This window comes from Bartonella sp. W8167 (assembly GCF_016100335.1).
Lineage (GTDB): Bacteria > Pseudomonadota > Alphaproteobacteria > Rhizobiales > Rhizobiaceae > Bartonella > Bartonella apis.
This window is the reverse complement of record NZ_JACFSQ010000001.1, coordinates 1043091-1059894: the sequence shown is the minus strand read 5'-3', so window position 1 is coordinate 1059894 and position 16804 is coordinate 1043091. Positions and strand designations below refer to the sequence as shown.

General features: G+C 45.6%; 15 protein-coding genes. 10 read left to right on the top strand and 5 right to left on the bottom strand.

All coding sequences use genetic code 11. The features are described 5' to 3' along the window. Window positions 1-94 precede the first annotated feature (94 nt). Genes glp through H3V12_RS04325 form a run of 5 tightly spaced genes read right to left on the bottom strand, consistent with a single transcriptional unit; the run spans window position 95 to window position 5516 of the window. A complete protein-coding gene (glp, locus tag H3V12_RS04345) occupies window positions 95-1321 on the bottom strand; it encodes a gephyrin-like molybdotransferase Glp (protein WP_198213029.1) in 1227 nt (408 codons plus the stop codon). Further along, window positions 1302-1805 (bottom strand): cyclic pyranopterin monophosphate synthase MoaC, encoded by a 504-nt coding sequence (moaC, locus tag H3V12_RS04340; protein WP_198213027.1) that lies wholly within the window; start codon window positions 1803-1805, stop codon window positions 1302-1304. Before moaC ends, glp begins: the two co-directional genes overlap by 20 nt. A 1-nt stretch (window position 1806) precedes the next feature. Next, window positions 1807-2601, bottom strand: a complete 795-nt coding sequence (trpC, locus tag H3V12_RS04335) for an indole-3-glycerol phosphate synthase TrpC (RefSeq protein WP_198213798.1) — start codon at window positions 2599-2601, stop codon at window positions 1807-1809. Then, on the bottom strand, window positions 2591-3619 hold the full coding sequence (gene trpD / locus H3V12_RS04330) for an anthranilate phosphoribosyltransferase (protein WP_075870002.1): 1029 nt from the start codon (window positions 3617-3619) through the stop codon (window positions 2591-2593). Before trpD ends, trpC begins: the two co-directional genes overlap by 11 nt. 7 nt (window positions 3620-3626) lie before the next feature. Beyond that, window positions 3627-5516 (bottom strand): peptidyl-prolyl cis-trans isomerase, encoded by a 1890-nt coding sequence (locus H3V12_RS04325; protein WP_198213025.1) that lies wholly within the window; start codon window positions 5514-5516, stop codon window positions 3627-3629. Between the two features lie 161 nt (window positions 5517-5677). On the opposite strand from H3V12_RS04325, the gene tpiA reads away from it, so the two are divergent. From tpiA to H3V12_RS04275, 10 genes are all read left to right on the top strand, one after another. After that, a complete protein-coding gene (tpiA, locus tag H3V12_RS04320; RefSeq protein WP_198213023.1) occupies window positions 5678-6442 on the top strand; it encodes a triose-phosphate isomerase in 765 nt (254 codons plus the stop codon). Between the two features lie 82 nt (window positions 6443-6524). Beyond that, window positions 6525-7007 carry a preprotein translocase subunit SecG gene (secG, locus tag H3V12_RS04315; protein ID WP_198213021.1) on the top strand — a complete coding sequence of 161 codons (483 nt, stop codon included), beginning with the start codon at window positions 6525-6527 and terminating at the stop codon, window positions 7005-7007. Between the two features lie 634 nt (window positions 7008-7641). Then, window positions 7642-8355, top strand: coding sequence for a L,D-transpeptidase (locus H3V12_RS04310; protein WP_343211581.1), 714 nt, complete (start codon window positions 7642-7644; stop codon window positions 8353-8355). A gap of 267 nt (window positions 8356-8622) precedes the next feature. Then, the gene (locus tag H3V12_RS04305) at window positions 8623-10251 is read left to right on the top strand and encodes a CTP synthase (RefSeq protein WP_075870389.1); all 1629 of its coding nucleotides are present in this window, start codon (window positions 8623-8625) and stop codon (window positions 10249-10251) included. A 491-nt stretch (window positions 10252-10742) separates the two neighbouring features. After that, on the top strand, window positions 10743-11576 hold the full coding sequence (kdsA, locus tag H3V12_RS04300) for a 3-deoxy-8-phosphooctulonate synthase (RefSeq protein ID WP_075914657.1): 834 nt from the start codon (window positions 10743-10745) through the stop codon (window positions 11574-11576). Between the two features lie 92 nt (window positions 11577-11668). Further along, complete coding sequence (gene eno / locus H3V12_RS04295) at window positions 11669-12943, top strand: phosphopyruvate hydratase (RefSeq protein WP_075915801.1); 1275 nt, start codon at window positions 11669-11671, stop codon at window positions 12941-12943. 225 nt (window positions 12944-13168) lie between these two features. Beyond that, entirely contained in the window at window positions 13169-13579 is a 411-nt protein-coding gene (locus H3V12_RS04290) for a TM2 domain-containing protein (protein WP_198213019.1), read from the top strand. Between the two features lie 297 nt (window positions 13580-13876). Further along, entirely contained in the window at window positions 13877-14206 is a 330-nt protein-coding gene (locus tag H3V12_RS04285) for a septum formation initiator family protein (protein ID WP_075869995.1), read from the top strand. A 129-nt stretch (window positions 14207-14335) separates the two neighbouring features. Then, window positions 14336-15376, top strand: a complete 1041-nt coding sequence (gene pdhA / locus H3V12_RS04280; RefSeq protein ID WP_198213017.1) for a pyruvate dehydrogenase (acetyl-transferring) E1 component subunit alpha — start codon at window positions 14336-14338, stop codon at window positions 15374-15376. A gap of 17 nt (window positions 15377-15393) precedes the next feature. Beyond that, complete coding sequence (locus H3V12_RS04275) at window positions 15394-16791, top strand: pyruvate dehydrogenase complex E1 component subunit beta (protein WP_198213015.1); 1398 nt, start codon at window positions 15394-15396, stop codon at window positions 16789-16791. Window positions 16792-16804: the final 13 nt, after the last annotated feature.

The window sequence follows — 16804 nt, the reverse complement described above, 5'->3', positions numbered from 1 at the left end:
GGAATGGAAATGCATGTATAGTTCTCGATTTCAAATGATAGGCCGCGTCATTACCCCCATTCAACAGGGCAGCGACACGACCGCGCCGAAAATATTATAAGCCAGCGCCGTCGGGAATGAAAATGCGGCATGGCTCTCCAACTTGAAGCGGCGTACCGTTTTCTTCACGAATAATGAGACAATCAGCATTGGCCATGAGGCGTATCAAGGATGAATCCTGACTCCGCACCGGCGTGACCCATCTTTCGCCTTTTGCGTTAACGCTGAGGTTGGCACGGACAAAATGTCGTCTCGGGCCATTTTCCGGCAGCGGAACGGCAAGAAGCGCGTCTTCAATGTGAGGGCGGTAAGTTCTTCCTGAAAGTTTTTCCAATATTGGCACCAGAAAAATGTGACCGCAAACCATGCTTGAAACAGGGTTTCCGGGAAGGCCCAAAACCAGCATTTTATGGTCATGCGGCAAAACCCCGAACATGAGGGGCTTGCCGGGACGCATTGCAACCTTCCAGAAGTCGAGTTTCATACCTTCCGATTTCAACACCGTTTGCACAAGGTCATATTTGCCGACAGAAACACCACCACTGGTGACAAGAAGATCAACTTTCTCTTCTTTCGCACGGTTAATCTTTTCGCGGATTGATGCTTCATTGTCGCGGGCGATGCCGAGATCGACAATATCGCAATGATGAGCCCGTATCAGATAGTTAAGACCATAGGAATTAGAGCATACGATTTGGTCTTTTCCGGGTATCTCTCCGGCTTCTACGAGTTCGTTCCCCGTCGCCAACACAGCAATTTTCGGGCGTCTGACGACTTTTACCGCTCCATGGCCGGTTGACGCGCAAAGTGCCAAGGCCGAAGGCGTCATGATGCGCCCTTTTTTAAGGACGCTATCTCCTTTCTCGAAATTTCCGCCTCTTGGACGAATATTGGCATTTTGTTCGGGCGCTTTAGTAAAGGAGACAGTGTCACCGTCAATAACGGCATTTTCCTGAATGATTATAGTATCGGCGTCGTCAGGAACAGGAGCGCCGGTAAATATCCGGATAGCTTCTTCTTTGCCGATTTTCCCGTCATAGCCTTTGCCGGCCGCAGCTTCTCCGACAACATGGAATTTCGCTTCTTTCCGGTAATCCTGAAATCGTATTGCAAAACCGTCCATCGCAGAAGAACGGAAAGGTGGTTCAGTCAATTCGGCAATGACATCCTGAGCCAGAACTTGCGCCTGTCCGACCTTGGTTAGAGGCGTAAGCACGCTTTCAAGTGTGTCCGTTGCGGCAAGTAAACGGTTTAAAGATTCGTCAACATTGATGAGAGGCATTGTTTTCTTCTCGCTTCCATGTGCCAGATTTTCCTCCCCGCTTTTCCAATAAACAGATATTGCTGATGACCATGCTTTTATCCAGAGCTTTTGCCATATCGTAAATTGTCAAACATGTAATTGATACAGCTGTCAGAGCTTCCATCTCGACACCGGTCTTGCCGTTAAGACCTACGGTTGCAGTAACCTGATAGCCCGGTAAATCGTGATCGGCGGTGATGTCGACAGCAATTTTTGTAAGCATGAGCGGATGGCATAGCGGAATAAGTTCCGATGTTTTTTTTGCCCCCATAATACCCGCTATTCTGGCAGTGGCCAAAACATCACCTTTGGGTGCGTTGCCATTCTCGATTGCTTCGAGAGTGTGTCTTGCCATTTTTATAGAACCGTGGGCAATAGCTATCCGGTCGGTTTCGTGTTTTCCCCCGACATCAACCATGTGTGCTTCACCTTTGGCATTCACATGGGTTAGTTTATCGCTCATTTTATAGTCCTAGTAAGGTTCTCGTCGCCTTTGCAACATCGTTCCGCCGCATCAGACTTTCTCCGATCAGGAATGAACGGATGTTGCTTTTTTCCAATCTTTTCAAATCGTCATGGGTAAAAATACCACTTTCTCCCACCAACAGGCGATCATGAGGAACCATATGGGAGAGCCTTTCCGAATTGGCAAGGTCAACTTCAAAATTGCGCAAATTGCGGTTATTGACCCCGATAAGCGGCGATTTAAGTTTTAATGCCCGTTCGACTTCAGCTTCATTATGGGTTTCAATGAGAACATCCATACCAAGTTCGAATGCGGTTTCTTCCAGCGCTTTGGCCAAATTATCATCAACTGCCGCAAGAATAATAAGAATGCAATCAGCGCCCCATGCGCGCGCTTCATAGACCTGATAGGTGTCGAAGAGAAAATCCTTCCTCAATGCCGGAAGCTTACAGGCATTGTGTGCTGCACGTAAAAATTCCGGAGAGCCCTGAAAAGACGGGGTATCGGTTAGAACCGAAAGACAGGCTGCCCCACCTTCCTCATAAGCTTTAGCAAGTGCCGGCGGGTCGAAATCTTCTCTAATAAGCCCTTTAGACGGGCTCGCTTTCTTGATTTCGGCAATCAAACCGAAAAGGTCTTTATCTTCCTTGGCTTTCAGTGCTTTATAAAAACCGCGTGGTTTATCGGCTTTAGAAACCAATTTCTTTAATTTTTCGAGTGGCAAAGCATCTTTGGCTTTGTCTATTTCCTTAAGTTTATAGGATTCAATTTTCTTTAAAATATCACTCATTATTCTCACCAAGGTCGTTTGAAACCTTTATCAAATGTTCCAGCTTTTCTTTAGCTTTACCTTGATCAATGCTTTGCTCGGCAATTTTGACACCTTGCTTTAATGTGTCGGCTTTTCCGGCAATGATGAAAGCTGCGGCAGAGTTCAAAAGAACAATATCACGATAAGCACCATGTTGCCCTTCAAGAACCGCTCGCAATGCCTTTGCATTATATTGCGGATCGCCACCTTTGAGCTCTGCCATTGTAACACGCTTCAAACCGGCATCCTCGGGTGTAACCGTAAAAGTTGTGAGAACACCGTCTTTAAGCGCAGCAACTTCTGTTTCACCCGCTGTTGTGAGTTCATCCATACCGCTACCATGAACAACCCATAATGATTTTGAACCAAGTCCTTGAAGCACTTTGGCAATCGGAACCACCCATTTGGGTGAAAAGACGCCGATCAACTGGTTGGTAACACCGGCAGGATTGGAAAGTGGCCCAAGTATATTGAAGATTGTACGTGTGCCGAGTTCGACGCGCGCAGGCCCCACATGACGCATAGCCGAGTGATGGGTCGGTGCAAACATGAAACCAATTCCCACTTCACGGATACAGCGGCCGATCATTTCCGGAGTGGCATCAATATTCACTCCGAGGGCTGCCAAAGCGTCGGCAGCACCCGATTTTGACGATAATGCACGGTTGCCGTGTTTACCCACCGGTACTCCGGCACCGGCAACAACAAAAGCGGTAGCGGTTGAAACATTGTAAGAACCCGACTGGTCACCGCCCGTGCCGACAATATCGACTGCTCCATCCACTGAATCGACCCGCAGCATTTTCTTGCGCATGGAAGCAACGGCACCGGTAATTTCGTCAAGGGTTTCACCGCGAACGCGAAGCGACATTAAAAAACCTCCGATTTGGGCTGGTGTCGCTTGCCCGGACATCATGATTGTGAAGGCTTCTTCAGCTTCATCTTTTGTAAGTGAAGCACCTGTTGCAACCTTGTTTATGAAAGGTTTTAGGTCACTCATAATATCCTCACTGGAGACTGTTTGTTATTGTTTTAAGGTTTTGTGTATCAGCTTTGACAGGTGCCATTTCATTGGCAAGCTGCAGCATTTCCATACGCAAATCGGTAGCCATCATAGCATCTATGTTTTCTTTTATATCCGGCTCCAAAGAGTTCGCATCCGTGTTGAGAGGCTGGACAGATTCGGTTACGAGATAGACAATACGTTGATTGCTATTGGATGCTCTTGACACACCAGTGTGTCCTTTTGGACCGGAGAATGCAGCATTGACGCCATCTGCTCCGAGCACTTCATCCGAACCACCGCGCTTGAGTCCGTGTGCCGTCTTTTTTGTAACTCCCAGCTCTTTTGCGAGATCATCAAGCGTTTTATGGTTGTTCAATTCGGTCTCGAGTTGCGAAGCTTTATCATCAAGAGCCTTTTGCAGCTCATCAACCTTCCATCCTTCAATAACCTTGTCTTTGACCTCATCCAATGCCTTGTCGCGAGCATTGATAACTTTGTCAACGCGATACCAGAGATAACCACCGCCCTGTATGGCGATGGGGTCGAGATCGGCACCTTCCGCAGCCTGGAAAATTCCGTCAACCAGAATAGATTGTTGTGGAAGGTCGGCTACGGCTTGGCCATCAGGAGCCTGTGCCTTGGAATCGACTGTAATTTTTCTGAGCTTCAACTTATATTGTTGAGCGAGTTCATCCAGCGAAACACCTTCGAAGCGGGCATTTTCAATGGCATCATGGTCGTCTCGCATCGCTTTTGCCGCATTGTTTTTGGCTAAGGTCTCACGAATATTTTGTTCGGCTTTTTCAAAGGGGATAGGCCCTTGCGGTGTAATATTAACGACACGCATGATGACGGGGCCTTCAAGGTCATTGATCACATCGCTGACTTTATTCAAGTCCAGACCAAAAATGTCAGACGCAATGGTCGAGCTGAAACCTGTCTTCGGGGCAGGGCCTTTGGTGATATCTTTGAGTGTTTTGTGTTCGGAATTGACGAGTTCTTCGAACGTCATACCTTTTCCGAGCTTTGCAGAAGCATTATCGGCTTCTTCTCTGGTTTTGAAACGCAGAATTTCGACGGTGCGCTCTTCCGGGGAAACAAACCGTGAAGCATTGGCGGTGTAATATTCTTTGGCTTCGTCAGTCGAGACATCGGCAGGTTTTATCAAGCTGTCCGGCGTCATTTCCATAAGTGTGACCTGACGATATTCAGGAGCGTGAAATTCGCTGATATGACTATCAAACCATTTTTGTAGGTCGTCGGCTGTCGGTTCTTTGAGCTTTCCGGCCTCTTTGGGGGAAATGACAAGATAATCGACCGAACGTGTTTCTCCCCTATAATTTTTGAGCGCAGCATAAAATACATCAGGAGCTTTCATGCCGTCGGTCGATGAATAAATAATCTGGTCACGCACTTCTTTACCTGCAAAATAGTCGACAAAATCACCTTCACGAATATTGAGCTGGCGCAGATAGCTGTTGAAAAGATTACGATCGAAATGTCCTTCTTGCTGGAAGAATCGGTCAGCACCGATGGCGCGGGCAATGCCATCTTTCGAAACACCGATTTTCATAAGTCGGGCTTGTTCATCAAGAAGCACGTCCTGCTGGAGTTGAGCCAATACCAATTGCGGAATACCGTATTGTTGTGCTTCACCCTCCGAAAGCAACCGTGGCAGACGATTGGCCACCGAAAAACGCATTGTTTGGTCGCGCAAAGCAAGTTTGTAAGTATCTGCCTTGATTGTCGATTTTCCTGAAATAAATAAATCGTGTCCACTGGTCCTTCTTAATTCCGGCACACCCCATAAAAGCACAAAGCATAGAACAAGCAGACCGAGGAAAACCTTGGCTACCCAAGAATTGACAGCACTTCGTATTGTATCAAGCATCGGCTAATTCCGTTTTAATTGGCTTCATTTCAGCAAAAAGCTCTGTTAGGATGTGCAACAAAGGCGCACAATATGCAAGGTTTAAGACTTGCTTTAGTGAGGCAATTTGTTACTTAAGGCTATTAATGCGCAGTTTTTAAGACTTTTATTGAGGAAAAATCATGACGCCTAATGTTAGACCGCTTGTTGCAGGAAATTGGAAAATGAATGGGACCGGCGAATCTCTGACCGAGTTGCGGGCTATATCGGCCGGAGTCAACTCGGATCTCGGGCGTTTGTTCGAAGCCCTCATTTGTGTGCCTGCGACACTCTTGTCTCGAGCTGCGGCAAGTCTTGATGGCGAAAAATTGTTGTTGGGTGGCGAAGATTGCCATACGGCTGACTCCGGTGCACATACCGGCGATATTTCTGCACCAATGCTTAAAGAAGCAGGTGCAAGTTACGTCATTGTCGGCCATTCCGAAAGACGTAATGATCATCATGAGTCCGATGAACTCGTTAGACAAAAAGCCGAAGCTGCATGGCGTGCCGGATTGGTTGCCATCATTTGTGTAGGCGAAAAACTTGATGAACGTGAGAATGGTAAAACGCTCGATGTTATCGGAAAACAATTGACGGGCTCGGTTCCTGATGGAGCAACGCCGCAAAATACGGTTATAGCCTATGAGCCTGTCTGGGCAATTGGCACCGGTAAAACTCCGACGGCTGCTGATGTCGGTGAAGTGCATAAATTTATGCGTGATAAACTTGCTACCCGTTTCGCACAGTCGGGAAAACAATTTCGTCTTCTTTATGGCGGTTCGGTTAAACCGAACAATGCGGTCGAGTTGTTAGGAGTAGAAAATGTTGATGGTGCACTGGTTGGCGGCGCAAGCTTGAAAGCAAGTGATTTTTTGGCAATTTGTGGTGCTTATCGCAAATTATAGGCAAAGTTTTTCACCTACACCCCTTGGAATATCTGTGATTTACGTGTAAACAGCCGCGAACAGTAACATTAGAGCAGAGCTTATGCAGACAGTATTGATTGTCATCCATCTTTTAATTGTCATTGCACTTGTCGGCGTTGTGTTAATACAGCGTTCTGAAGGCGGTGGTCTCGGTATTGGTGGCGGTTCGGGCTTTATGACGGCGCGCGGCACAAAAAATGCTTTGACGCGTTTGACAGCGATTCTTGCAATCTGCTTTTTTGCGACATCTATTGCTCTTGTTGTGTTGGATAGTGTTTCTAATCCGGCTGCCGATATTATCAACCGTATTCCGGTAAACGATACCAAAACACCTGCAACACCAACAGCACCGGCTGGAACTGCTCCTTCAACTGAGACAGGTAAAACTCCTGCTGATAATTCCAAACAACCGACTGTTTATGAACAGTTGGGCGGCAAGGATGAAAAAGGCGGCAAAACGAATTCGGGAGCAACCGGCAGTGCAGCACCTGCAGAACAAAGTCCGGTTCCACAACAACCTGAAAATCCTGTCCCGAATAATTAATTCGCTGGAACTTGCAGGTTTCGAAGTTTTACAAGTCAAATCAATTCAATACGTAAAAGGGCGTCGATCAACGCCCTTTTTTGATGGAGGCAGCTTCACTTTTTTAATGTCGATAATTGAGGCTTCAGTTTTGACCGAATTCGTTCTCGGGCGATATAGAATTCCGACTTTTAGTCAAAAAAATCATAATGTTAACATAAGAATGTCGGACTTTGCTTTGTTGTTAAGGCAAACTTTGATGGCGAAAATTCCGGACGGCTTTTTAAAATCAGGTGATGCTCGAGATGCTTGCAACTTGGATCAAGAGAAGACGAGGCCATAGCTAAAAAAACGAACCAAAGCTACAAGAACGGCGACAAGCGGACTAGATGGTAGAAAGAGCAAACGGAATTTGTAGAGGGATGATTATTTTACACCACCCCGTTCTGTCCGGTTTCAAGGGTCAAAAGTCACGTTAAAAACGGATGGATATCCCGTTTTTATAAACCGGATATCTCAAGGGAAATGAAGTATGCTTGTCAAACCAATGACGGTTAATTCTTAACAATGTGTTGCATTGCTGCCATAGCAGTTAATCATCTTTTATTTCACTCCTTGAAAAAGATTGAGAAGATACAATTTTGGTCGTATGAAAATGAAATATATTGCAAAGAGTTTTCCTATTGCAAAAGAACCTTTCGAACTTTCGTCACGGAATGAACTTGAAATGATCCACCGTTTAATGATCGCCGGTCTATCCGGCTTGTTCTTTTTGTCAGGTAATGTAGCTTTTTCGGAAGAAATTGCTGATAACACTGATAATCTTGGTGCGGATAATGCGCAGGTCGCTTCGGTAGCTCCTGTCGGACATATACAGATTCCATCTGTGAAGAGCTACAATGTACCGGAGAAATATCGGCCTCAAACAGTATCGTTTTCGGGTTATAAACCGGGAACAATTGTTATCGACCCTAAGAACTATTTCCTTTATCTGATTGAAACACCGACAACTGCAAGACGTTATGGAATTGCTGTCGGAAGAATCGGCCTTCAGTTTAAAGGAACGGCCAATATTCGTTTTAAACGTGAATGGCCACGCTGGATTCCGACCAAAGATATGGTTAAACGCAGCCCCGAACATTATGCAAAATATGCTAATGGAATGGACGGTGGACCCGGCAATCCGCTTGGCGCACGTGCGTTGTATCTCTGGCAAGGTGACAAAGATACCTATATTCGTATTCACGGAACCGTACAGCCTTGGACCATCGGTTCCTCCGCCTCGAACGGTTGTTTCCGTATGATCAATGATGATGTTCTGGATCTTTATGATCGTGTTGATGTCGGCACAGAGGTTGTTGTGCTGTAAAGTCATCAATAACAAGCTGTTAGAAGCCCCGTTAATGACGGGGCTTTTTTGTTGAATAATCACAAATAGTTAGCTCGGATTTAAGAATCATTTTATCAACTTTTCTTCAACCATTTTGTTAAGTTTCTTGTTGTCGTTGGTGAAGTAGGGCGATTCATCCTTAATCCGAATTCCAAAAATGCAGAGTTCAAAAGTTTCAAAAAATTTCACCTAAAACATCATTTTTTGCTGGAAGAATCATCAATGAACGGTTATCTCCATAAGCCCATGGCACGATATGTTTTTATTACTGGTGGCGTGGTTTCTTCCCTTGGAAAAGGCATTGCCGCAGCAGCTTTGGCTGCTTTGTTACAGGCTCGCGGGTACCGTGTAAGGATCCGCAAGTTAGACCCTTATCTTAACGTCGATCCGGGCACAATGTCGCCTTATCAGCACGGAGAAGTCTTCGTGACAGATGACGGCGCCGAGACTGATCTTGATCTCGGACATTACGAGCGTTTTACCGGTCGTTCGGCAAACAAGCAGGATAATATTACAACTGGTCGTATCTACCGCAATATTATCGAGCGTGAGCGCCGTGGCGATTATCTGGGTGCAACGGTTCAAGTCATTCCGCACGTTACTGATGAAATCAAAAATTTCATCATGGAAGGGAATGAAAATTACGATTTTGTCCTATGCGAGATTGGCGGCACAGTCGGCGATATTGAAGCGATGCCGTTTTTGGAAGCGATAAGACAGCTTCATAACGAATTACCTCCCCATACAACGGTTTATATGCATCTGACATTGATGCCTTATATTCCCGCTGCGGGGGAATTGAAAACCAAGCCCACTCAACATTCGGTAAGGGAGTTGCAATCTGTCGGTATCGCACCGGATATTTTGCTGGTACGTGCCGATCGCGCAATTCCGGAATCGGAACGGCGCAAGCTTTCGTTGTTTTGTAACGTCCGTCCATCGGCCGTTATTCAGGCGCTTGATGTCGATGCAATCTATGATGTTCCGATTGCCTATCATCGCGAAGGGTTGGATTCGGAAGTTCTGGCTGCATTCGGTATTGATCCTGCTCCGGAGCCAAAAATGGATCGGTGGATTGAAATCAACCGCCGTCTTCATAATCCGGAAGGGCAGGTTACGATTGCCGTGGTCGGTAAATATACCGGCTTGAAGGATGCTTATAAATCTCTCAATGAAGCTTTGACTCATGGCGGCCTTGCCAATAAGGTCAAAGTCAATCTTGAATGGATTGAATCCGAAATCTTCGAGAAGGAAGATCCGGCACCATATCTTGAAAAGGTTCACGGCATTCTTGTTCCTGGCGCTTTTGGCGAGCGTGGTGCAGAAGGTAAGATTATGGCCATACGTTTCGCCCGTGAGCGTAAAGTCCCTTTCTTCGGTATATGCTTTGGCATGCAAATGGCTTGCATTGAGGCGGCTCGTAATCTTTGTGGTATCGAGAATGCATCATCCACCGAATTCGGTCCAACGGATGAACCGGTTGTTGGACTGATGACGGAATGGCTTAAGGGGGATGCATTGGAAAGACGTGCAGAGTCGGGAAATCTCGGCGGTACAATGCGCCTTGGAGCTTATGAAGCTGTTTTAAAAGAAGGCAGTGCTATTGCAAAAATATATGGGAAAACCGACATTTTCGAGCGTCATCGCCACCGCTATGAGGTGAATATCGATTATAAAGAGCGGCTTGAAAATTGTGGCCTCGTTTTCTCTGGTATGTCACCGGACGGTGTTTTGCCCGAGACAATCGAGTATAAGGATCATCCCTGGTTCATCGGCGTTCAATATCATCCGGAATTGAAATCCCGGCCTTTCGAACCGCATCCTCTTTTTGCTTCATTTATCAAGGCTGCAATGGTACAGAGCAGACTTGTATAATCGCTGTTTAGAAAATCAGAAGCTTGAACCTTGCAAAAACCTTCGAAACTGGTTTTTGCAGGGTTTTTTATTAAAAACAAAAGGCTTCCGGCGAAATATAACTCTATTTCAATATTTGCTTGACGGGCTAAGGCTATTTCCGGTGCTAAGAACTGCCCACCTTATAAAAAGGATTTTCGTGAACTCGATTTGATTTTTTATGCCCTGCGAATCCGAACTATTATTTGCCTGATAACAGGGGGCTTCATAAAATCCGATAAAATCGTTCAATCATGTTTTGTTTAAAAATATTGTAACGCCCCCCATCACATGAATATTCGCCCGGCATTGGTATGAACGCTTAAGTTTGATTCAGGAGATTATGCGAAACATCTTGCCGGAAACTGTTTGAAGAATGTTTCGCATTAATCGTATTGAACAGTTTGTATTTTATAAGGTAAAGTCTGCCAATCAGCGAAGATCATATCAAAATGATTAGATTAGAGGAATAAATGACGAAACCGAATAGCACTGTCACCGTGGGTAATGTTAAATTTTCCAATAGTGCGCCCCTTTCAATTATTGCAGGCCCATGCCAGATGGAAAGCCGCGAGCACGCTTTCGATATGGCAGGCAAGATCAAAGAGATTACAGAAAAACTGGGCATCGGTTTTGTTTATAAATCGAGTTTTGACAAAGCCAATCGTACGTCTTTGAACAGCAAGCGTGGCATCGGTCTTGAAAAGGCGATGGATGTTTTTGACGATCTGAAACGGGAATTCCATATTCCGGTATTGACGGACATCCATACAGAAGAACAATGTGCGATTGTTGCTCCTCATGTCGACGTTTTACAAATTCCGGCGTTTTTGTGCAGACAAACCGATCTTTTGGTTGCCGCAGCAAAAACCGGCCGGGTGATCAACGTTAAAAAAGGCCAGTTTCTTGCCCCTTGGGATATGAAAAACGTTTTGGCAAAAATTACCGAAAGCGGAAATCCCAATGTTATGGCATGTGAACGCGGTGTTTCTTTCGGTTATAACACATTGATTTCGGATATGCGTGCGCTGCCAATAATGGCGCAATTCGGCTCACCGGTTATTTTTGATGCCACCCATTCTGTTCAGCAGCCGGGTGGGCAGGGAACATCCTCCGGCGGACAACGCGAATTTGTTGAAACTCTTGCACGTGCTGCTGTAGCAGTTGGTGTTGCCGGTGTCTTTCTCGAAACACATCAGGATCCCGATCATGCCCCGTCTGACGGGCCGAATATGGTCAAACTTGAAAATTTGCCACATCTGTTGGAAACGTTGATGGCGTTTGACCGGTTGGCAAAAAAACTTTAATCGATTTTACCATGCAATAGATATTCCCTCGCGCGGAGAGTTTGTCTATTCAATTGAATAATAACTAACCCTTATCGGGAAGGAAACGTGAGATGACTGCAATTATAGATATTGTTGGCCGTGAAATATTGGATAGTCGTGGCAATCCGACTGTCGAAGTCGATGTTGTTTTGGAAGATGGTGCGTTTGGTCGGGCTGCAGTCCCCTCAGGCGCTTCAACCGGCGCTCACGAAGCAGTGGAATTGCGCGACGGTGGAACACGTTACCAGGGCAAAGGTGTTGAGAAGGCCGTTAGCGCAGTCAATGGGGAAATTTTGCAGGAAATTGGCGGGCTTGATGCTGAAGATCAAATAGCGATCGATCAGGCAATGATTGCACTTGACGGCACGCCGAACAAGTCGCGCCTTGGCGCTAATGCTATTCTCGGAGTTTCATTGGCAGCGGCAAAAGCCGCAGCAAATTCGGCCGGTTTGCCGCTTTACCGTTATGTCGGCGGCACACAAGCCCATTTGATGCCCACCCCAATGATGAATATTATCAATGGCGGAGTTCATGCAGATAATCCGATCGACTTTCAGGAATTCATGATTTTGCCTGTTGGTGCGCCAACTTTGAAGGAAGCTGTACGTTACGGAGCAGAAATTTTTCATACATTGAAAAAACGTTTGAAAGACGCCGGATTTAATACCAATGTCGGCGATGAAGGCGGTTTTGCTCCCAATCTCAAGAGCGCAGAAGCAGCGCTCGAATTTATCGTAGAATCTATCAAGGCAGCCGGTTACAAACCGGGCGAACAGGTGGCACTCGGCCTTGATTGTGCGTCATCGGAATTTTATAAAAACGGTTCTTATGTTTACACTGGCGAAGGCAAAACACGCAGTGCCGAACAACAGGCCGATTATCTGGAAAAACTCATTAGCGATTTCCCGATTATCACAATCGAGGATGGTATGGCCGAAGACGATTGGGATGGTTGGAAAATTTTGACTGACCGCATCGGTAAAAAATGTCAACTCGTTGGAGATGATCTGTTCGTCACCAATTCGGCTCGTTTACGCGATGGTATCAAAATGGGTGTTGCCAATTCTTTGCTCGTCAAAGTTAACCAGATTGGTACTTTGAGTGAAACACTCGATGCTGTAGAAACGGCTCATAAGGCTGGTTATACTGCAATTATGTCGCATCGTTCGGGCGAGACCGAAGATTCGACCATTGCCGATCTTGCTGTTGCTACCAATTGCGGTCAGATCAAGACGGGGTCTCTTGCCCGTTCTGACAGACTTGCCAAATATAACCAGTTAATGCGAATCGAAGAAGAGCTTGGCAATCAGGCTCACTATGCTGGTATTTCGGCTTTTCGTATCTGATTGAAGATTAGCAATAGCAAAACTCTGTTTTTGAAGAGCGGACTTCAGAGTCCGCTCTTTGTTCATTTTTATAAAAATTTTTATAACGGACTAGCTTTTTGAAACACGCAACTTATTTAAACCAAAGATTTGACCCCACAAAATAGCATTGTTTATCAAAAAAGCAGAACTGAATGCTCACTCAACTGAAGCAGTTTGCTTTTTAACAAAAGATCAGGAGTTTTTATGCGCGGTTCGATTATAAGCTACACAAGGAACAAAGGTCTTATCTCGGGAGCTGATAACAATCGTTACGAATTTACGCGGCTCGATTGGAGTGGACAAGGCGAACCGTCTGCCGGAATCAAGGTCGATTTTGTGGCAGAAGGAGCGATTGCCAAAAATATCTTTCCCTTAAGCATTGATAGCAAGCATTCAAAAGTTGTTATGGCAATCGTCTGCTGGTTCTTCGGGGTTTTCGGTGTCCATCGTTTTATGGTCGGAAAAATCGGTACCGGTGTATTGATGCTTCTGCTCACAATCACAGTTATCGGTTCGATAATTTCGTTTATTTGGTCAATTATCGATTTTATTCTGATCCTCATGGGAAAATTCAAAGATAAAGACGGAAACCTGATCACAAGCGAATATCTTTGACTTGGAAATGATCACTAGAAAGTTCAATACTGGAAAACAGAGGTGAATATTTTTGCGATTGTCTGTTAGGCGATGAACTTTGTGAGGTTTTAGGTTCAATGTGTCAGCACACGGCAAGTGGTTGAAATAACACCGGTAAAAATGTCTATATCGGTTATTTTTAAAAAAAATTCAAAAATCAACCGGCAAAAGCTTTTTGTCATTTTGTTTTTTAGAAATTTAGCTTCCGGTAATCTATCTTTAATCAAAATCATGCATCAATGATTAAAGCTTTATAGGGACAGAAATACAAAAATGATGTGGACGAAACAGAAACGCAGATCAATCAAGGGGCGGTTTATATTGCCGCTCATGACAATTGGTGTGCTGAGCTATTTTGGCTATCACATCTATCACGGAGAATATGGATTATATTCTCGCGTTAAAGTAGAACAGCATATAGATAGTCTCAATAGCGAGCTCAAATCCCTTGAAGAACAACGCAAGGGAATTGAAAAAAAGGTTTCGCTTTTAAAAGACGGGCATATCGAGCGCGATATGCTTGACGAATATGCCCGCAAAAACCTTAATCTTTCAAAGCCGAATGAATTTGTTATTCTGACTGGTCAAGGTGATCTGTCAAATTAGGAAAAATTCTGTTTATTTCTAAAAAACAATCAAATCAATATTTTACACAGAGTTTTGCAAACATTTATAGTGCTTGTAACTTTGGCGGGGAAAGCGTATTTTTTGAAACACCAATTAAGGGAGTTTAATATGGCAGCACGGGCTAAAAAAACTTCTGCGAAAAAGACGCAGACCGTATTAACCAATACCGCCAGATCACCTGAGCCGGCGGAATTTACCAAAGACGAAGAACTTCAATTTTATCACGATATGCTTTTGATCCGACGGTTTGAAGAAAAAGCCGGTCAACTTTATGGTATGGGTGTTATCGGAGGTTTTTGTCACCTCTATATCGGACAAGAGGCGGTAGTCACCGGAACTGTCAAAGCAATCAAACAAGGCGATCAGGTTATCACCTCCTATCGTGATCATGGACATATGTTGGCAACCGGTATGAATCCGCGCGGAGTTATGGCCGAACTCGCCGGTCGTAAGGACGGCTTTTCCAAGGGAAAGGGCGGTTCGATGCATATGTTTTCCAAGGAGAAGAACTTTTTTGGCGGGCATGGTATTGTTGGTGCACAGGTGCCGATAGGGACAGGATTGGCTTTTTCCAATAAATATCTTGGGCGGGATAATGTAACGCTTGTCTATTTTGGTGACGGCGCGGCTAATCAGGGGCAAGTCTATGAAAGCTTCAATATGGCTTCGCTTTGGAAACTACCCGTTGTCTATGTTATCGAAAATAACCAATATGCGATGGGTACGGCTGTTTCTCGTGCTTCTGCCGAAACCGATTTTTCGCGTCGTGGTCTGTCGTTTGAAATTCCTGGTTATGTTGTCGATGGTATGGATGTTTGCGCTGTAAAATCGGCAGCCGATGAGGCCGTGGCTTGGGCTCGTTCAGGAAAAGGACCTATTATTCTGGACATGCAGACTTACCGTTATCGTGGTCACTCAATGTCGGATCCGGCCAAATATCGCACCAAGGAAGAGGTCGAAAAAGTCAAGACCGAACATGATCCGATCAATCAGGTGAAGAACCGTTGTATTAAAAAGGGTTGGGCAACAGAAGACGAGCTGAAAGAAATTGACAAAAAGGTTCGTGCTGTCGTTGCAGATGCGGCAGATTTTGCTGAAAATGATCCCGAGCCGGATGTATCCGAGCTCTATACCGATGTTCTTCTTTAATAGCGAGGAAAGCGACTATGTCTATTGATATCTTGATGCCGGCGCTTTCGCCCACAATGGAACAAGGCAAAATTTCTAAATGGGTCAAAAAAGAAGGCGATAAGGTTGAAGCTGGCGATGTTATTGCCGAAATCGAAACCGATAAAGCCACTATGGAAGTGGATGCAGCCGATGAAGGAACACTCGGCAAGATTCTTGTTCCCGAAGGAACAGAAGGCGTAAAGGTCAACACGCCTATTGCAGTTCTGCTTGAAGATGGTGAAACAGCAGCCGATATTAAAAACGCCGTTAATCCGGCAAAACAAGCAGCCCCACAGGCACCACAAGCAGCGGCATCCGCACCTGCCGCTCCGGCTGTCTCTGCACCGGCCGCACCGAAGCCTGCAGAGCCAGTCGTTCAATCAGACCCTGATATTCCGGCAGGAACTGAAATGGTTAAAATGACCGTTCGTGAAGCTTTGAACGAAGCTTTGGCTGAAGAAATGCGTCGTGATGACAAGGTTTTCCTGATTGGTGAAGAAGTTGCTCAATATCAGGGCGCTTATAAGGTCAGTCAGGGACTGCTTGATGAATTCGGTGCACGCCGCGTCATTGATACGCCGATTACCGAACAGGGGTTTGCTGGCCTTGGCGTTGGTGCAGCTTTCGGTGGCTTGCGTCCGGTCGTTGAATTCATGACATTCAATTTTGCCATGCAAGCAATCGACCAGATTGTGAATTCCGCCGCCAAGACCCATTATATGTCCGGCGGGCAGATGCATGCCCCTATGGTTTTCCGCGGTCCGAATGGCGCGGCCGCTCGTGTTGGTGCCCAGCATTCCCAATGCTATGCATCATGGTATAGTCATGTGCCGGGCTTAAAGGTTATCATGCCTTATACAGCTGCCGATGCCAAAGGACTTTTGAAGGCAGCAATCCGTGATGACAATCCTGTCATCTTCCTTGAAAATGAATTGCTTTACGGTCATCAGTTCGACGTACCGAAGCTTGATGATTTTGTTTTGCCAATCGGTAAGGCCCGTATCCATAAAGCCGGTAACGATGTAACAATCGTCGGTATGGGTATGGGGATGAATTACGCGGTTGAAGCGCTGCCGGAATTTGAAAAACTCGGGATTGATGTCGAGTTGATAGATCTGAGAACTGTTCGTCCGATGGACTTGCCGACAATTATTGAATCGGTGAAAAAAACAGGTCGTCTGGTCACAATCGAAGAAGGCTTTCCACAGTCATCTGTCGGAACTGAAATTGCAACGCGCGTGATGCAGCAGGCGTTTGATTATCTTGATGCGCCGATTGCTACGATTGCAGGAAAAGATGTTCCTATGCCTTATGCAGCCAACCTTGAAAAGCTTGCTTTGCCGAGTGTTGCCGAGGTTGTTGATGCCGTAAAATCTGTCACCTACAAAGCCTGAAGGAGAACGCACT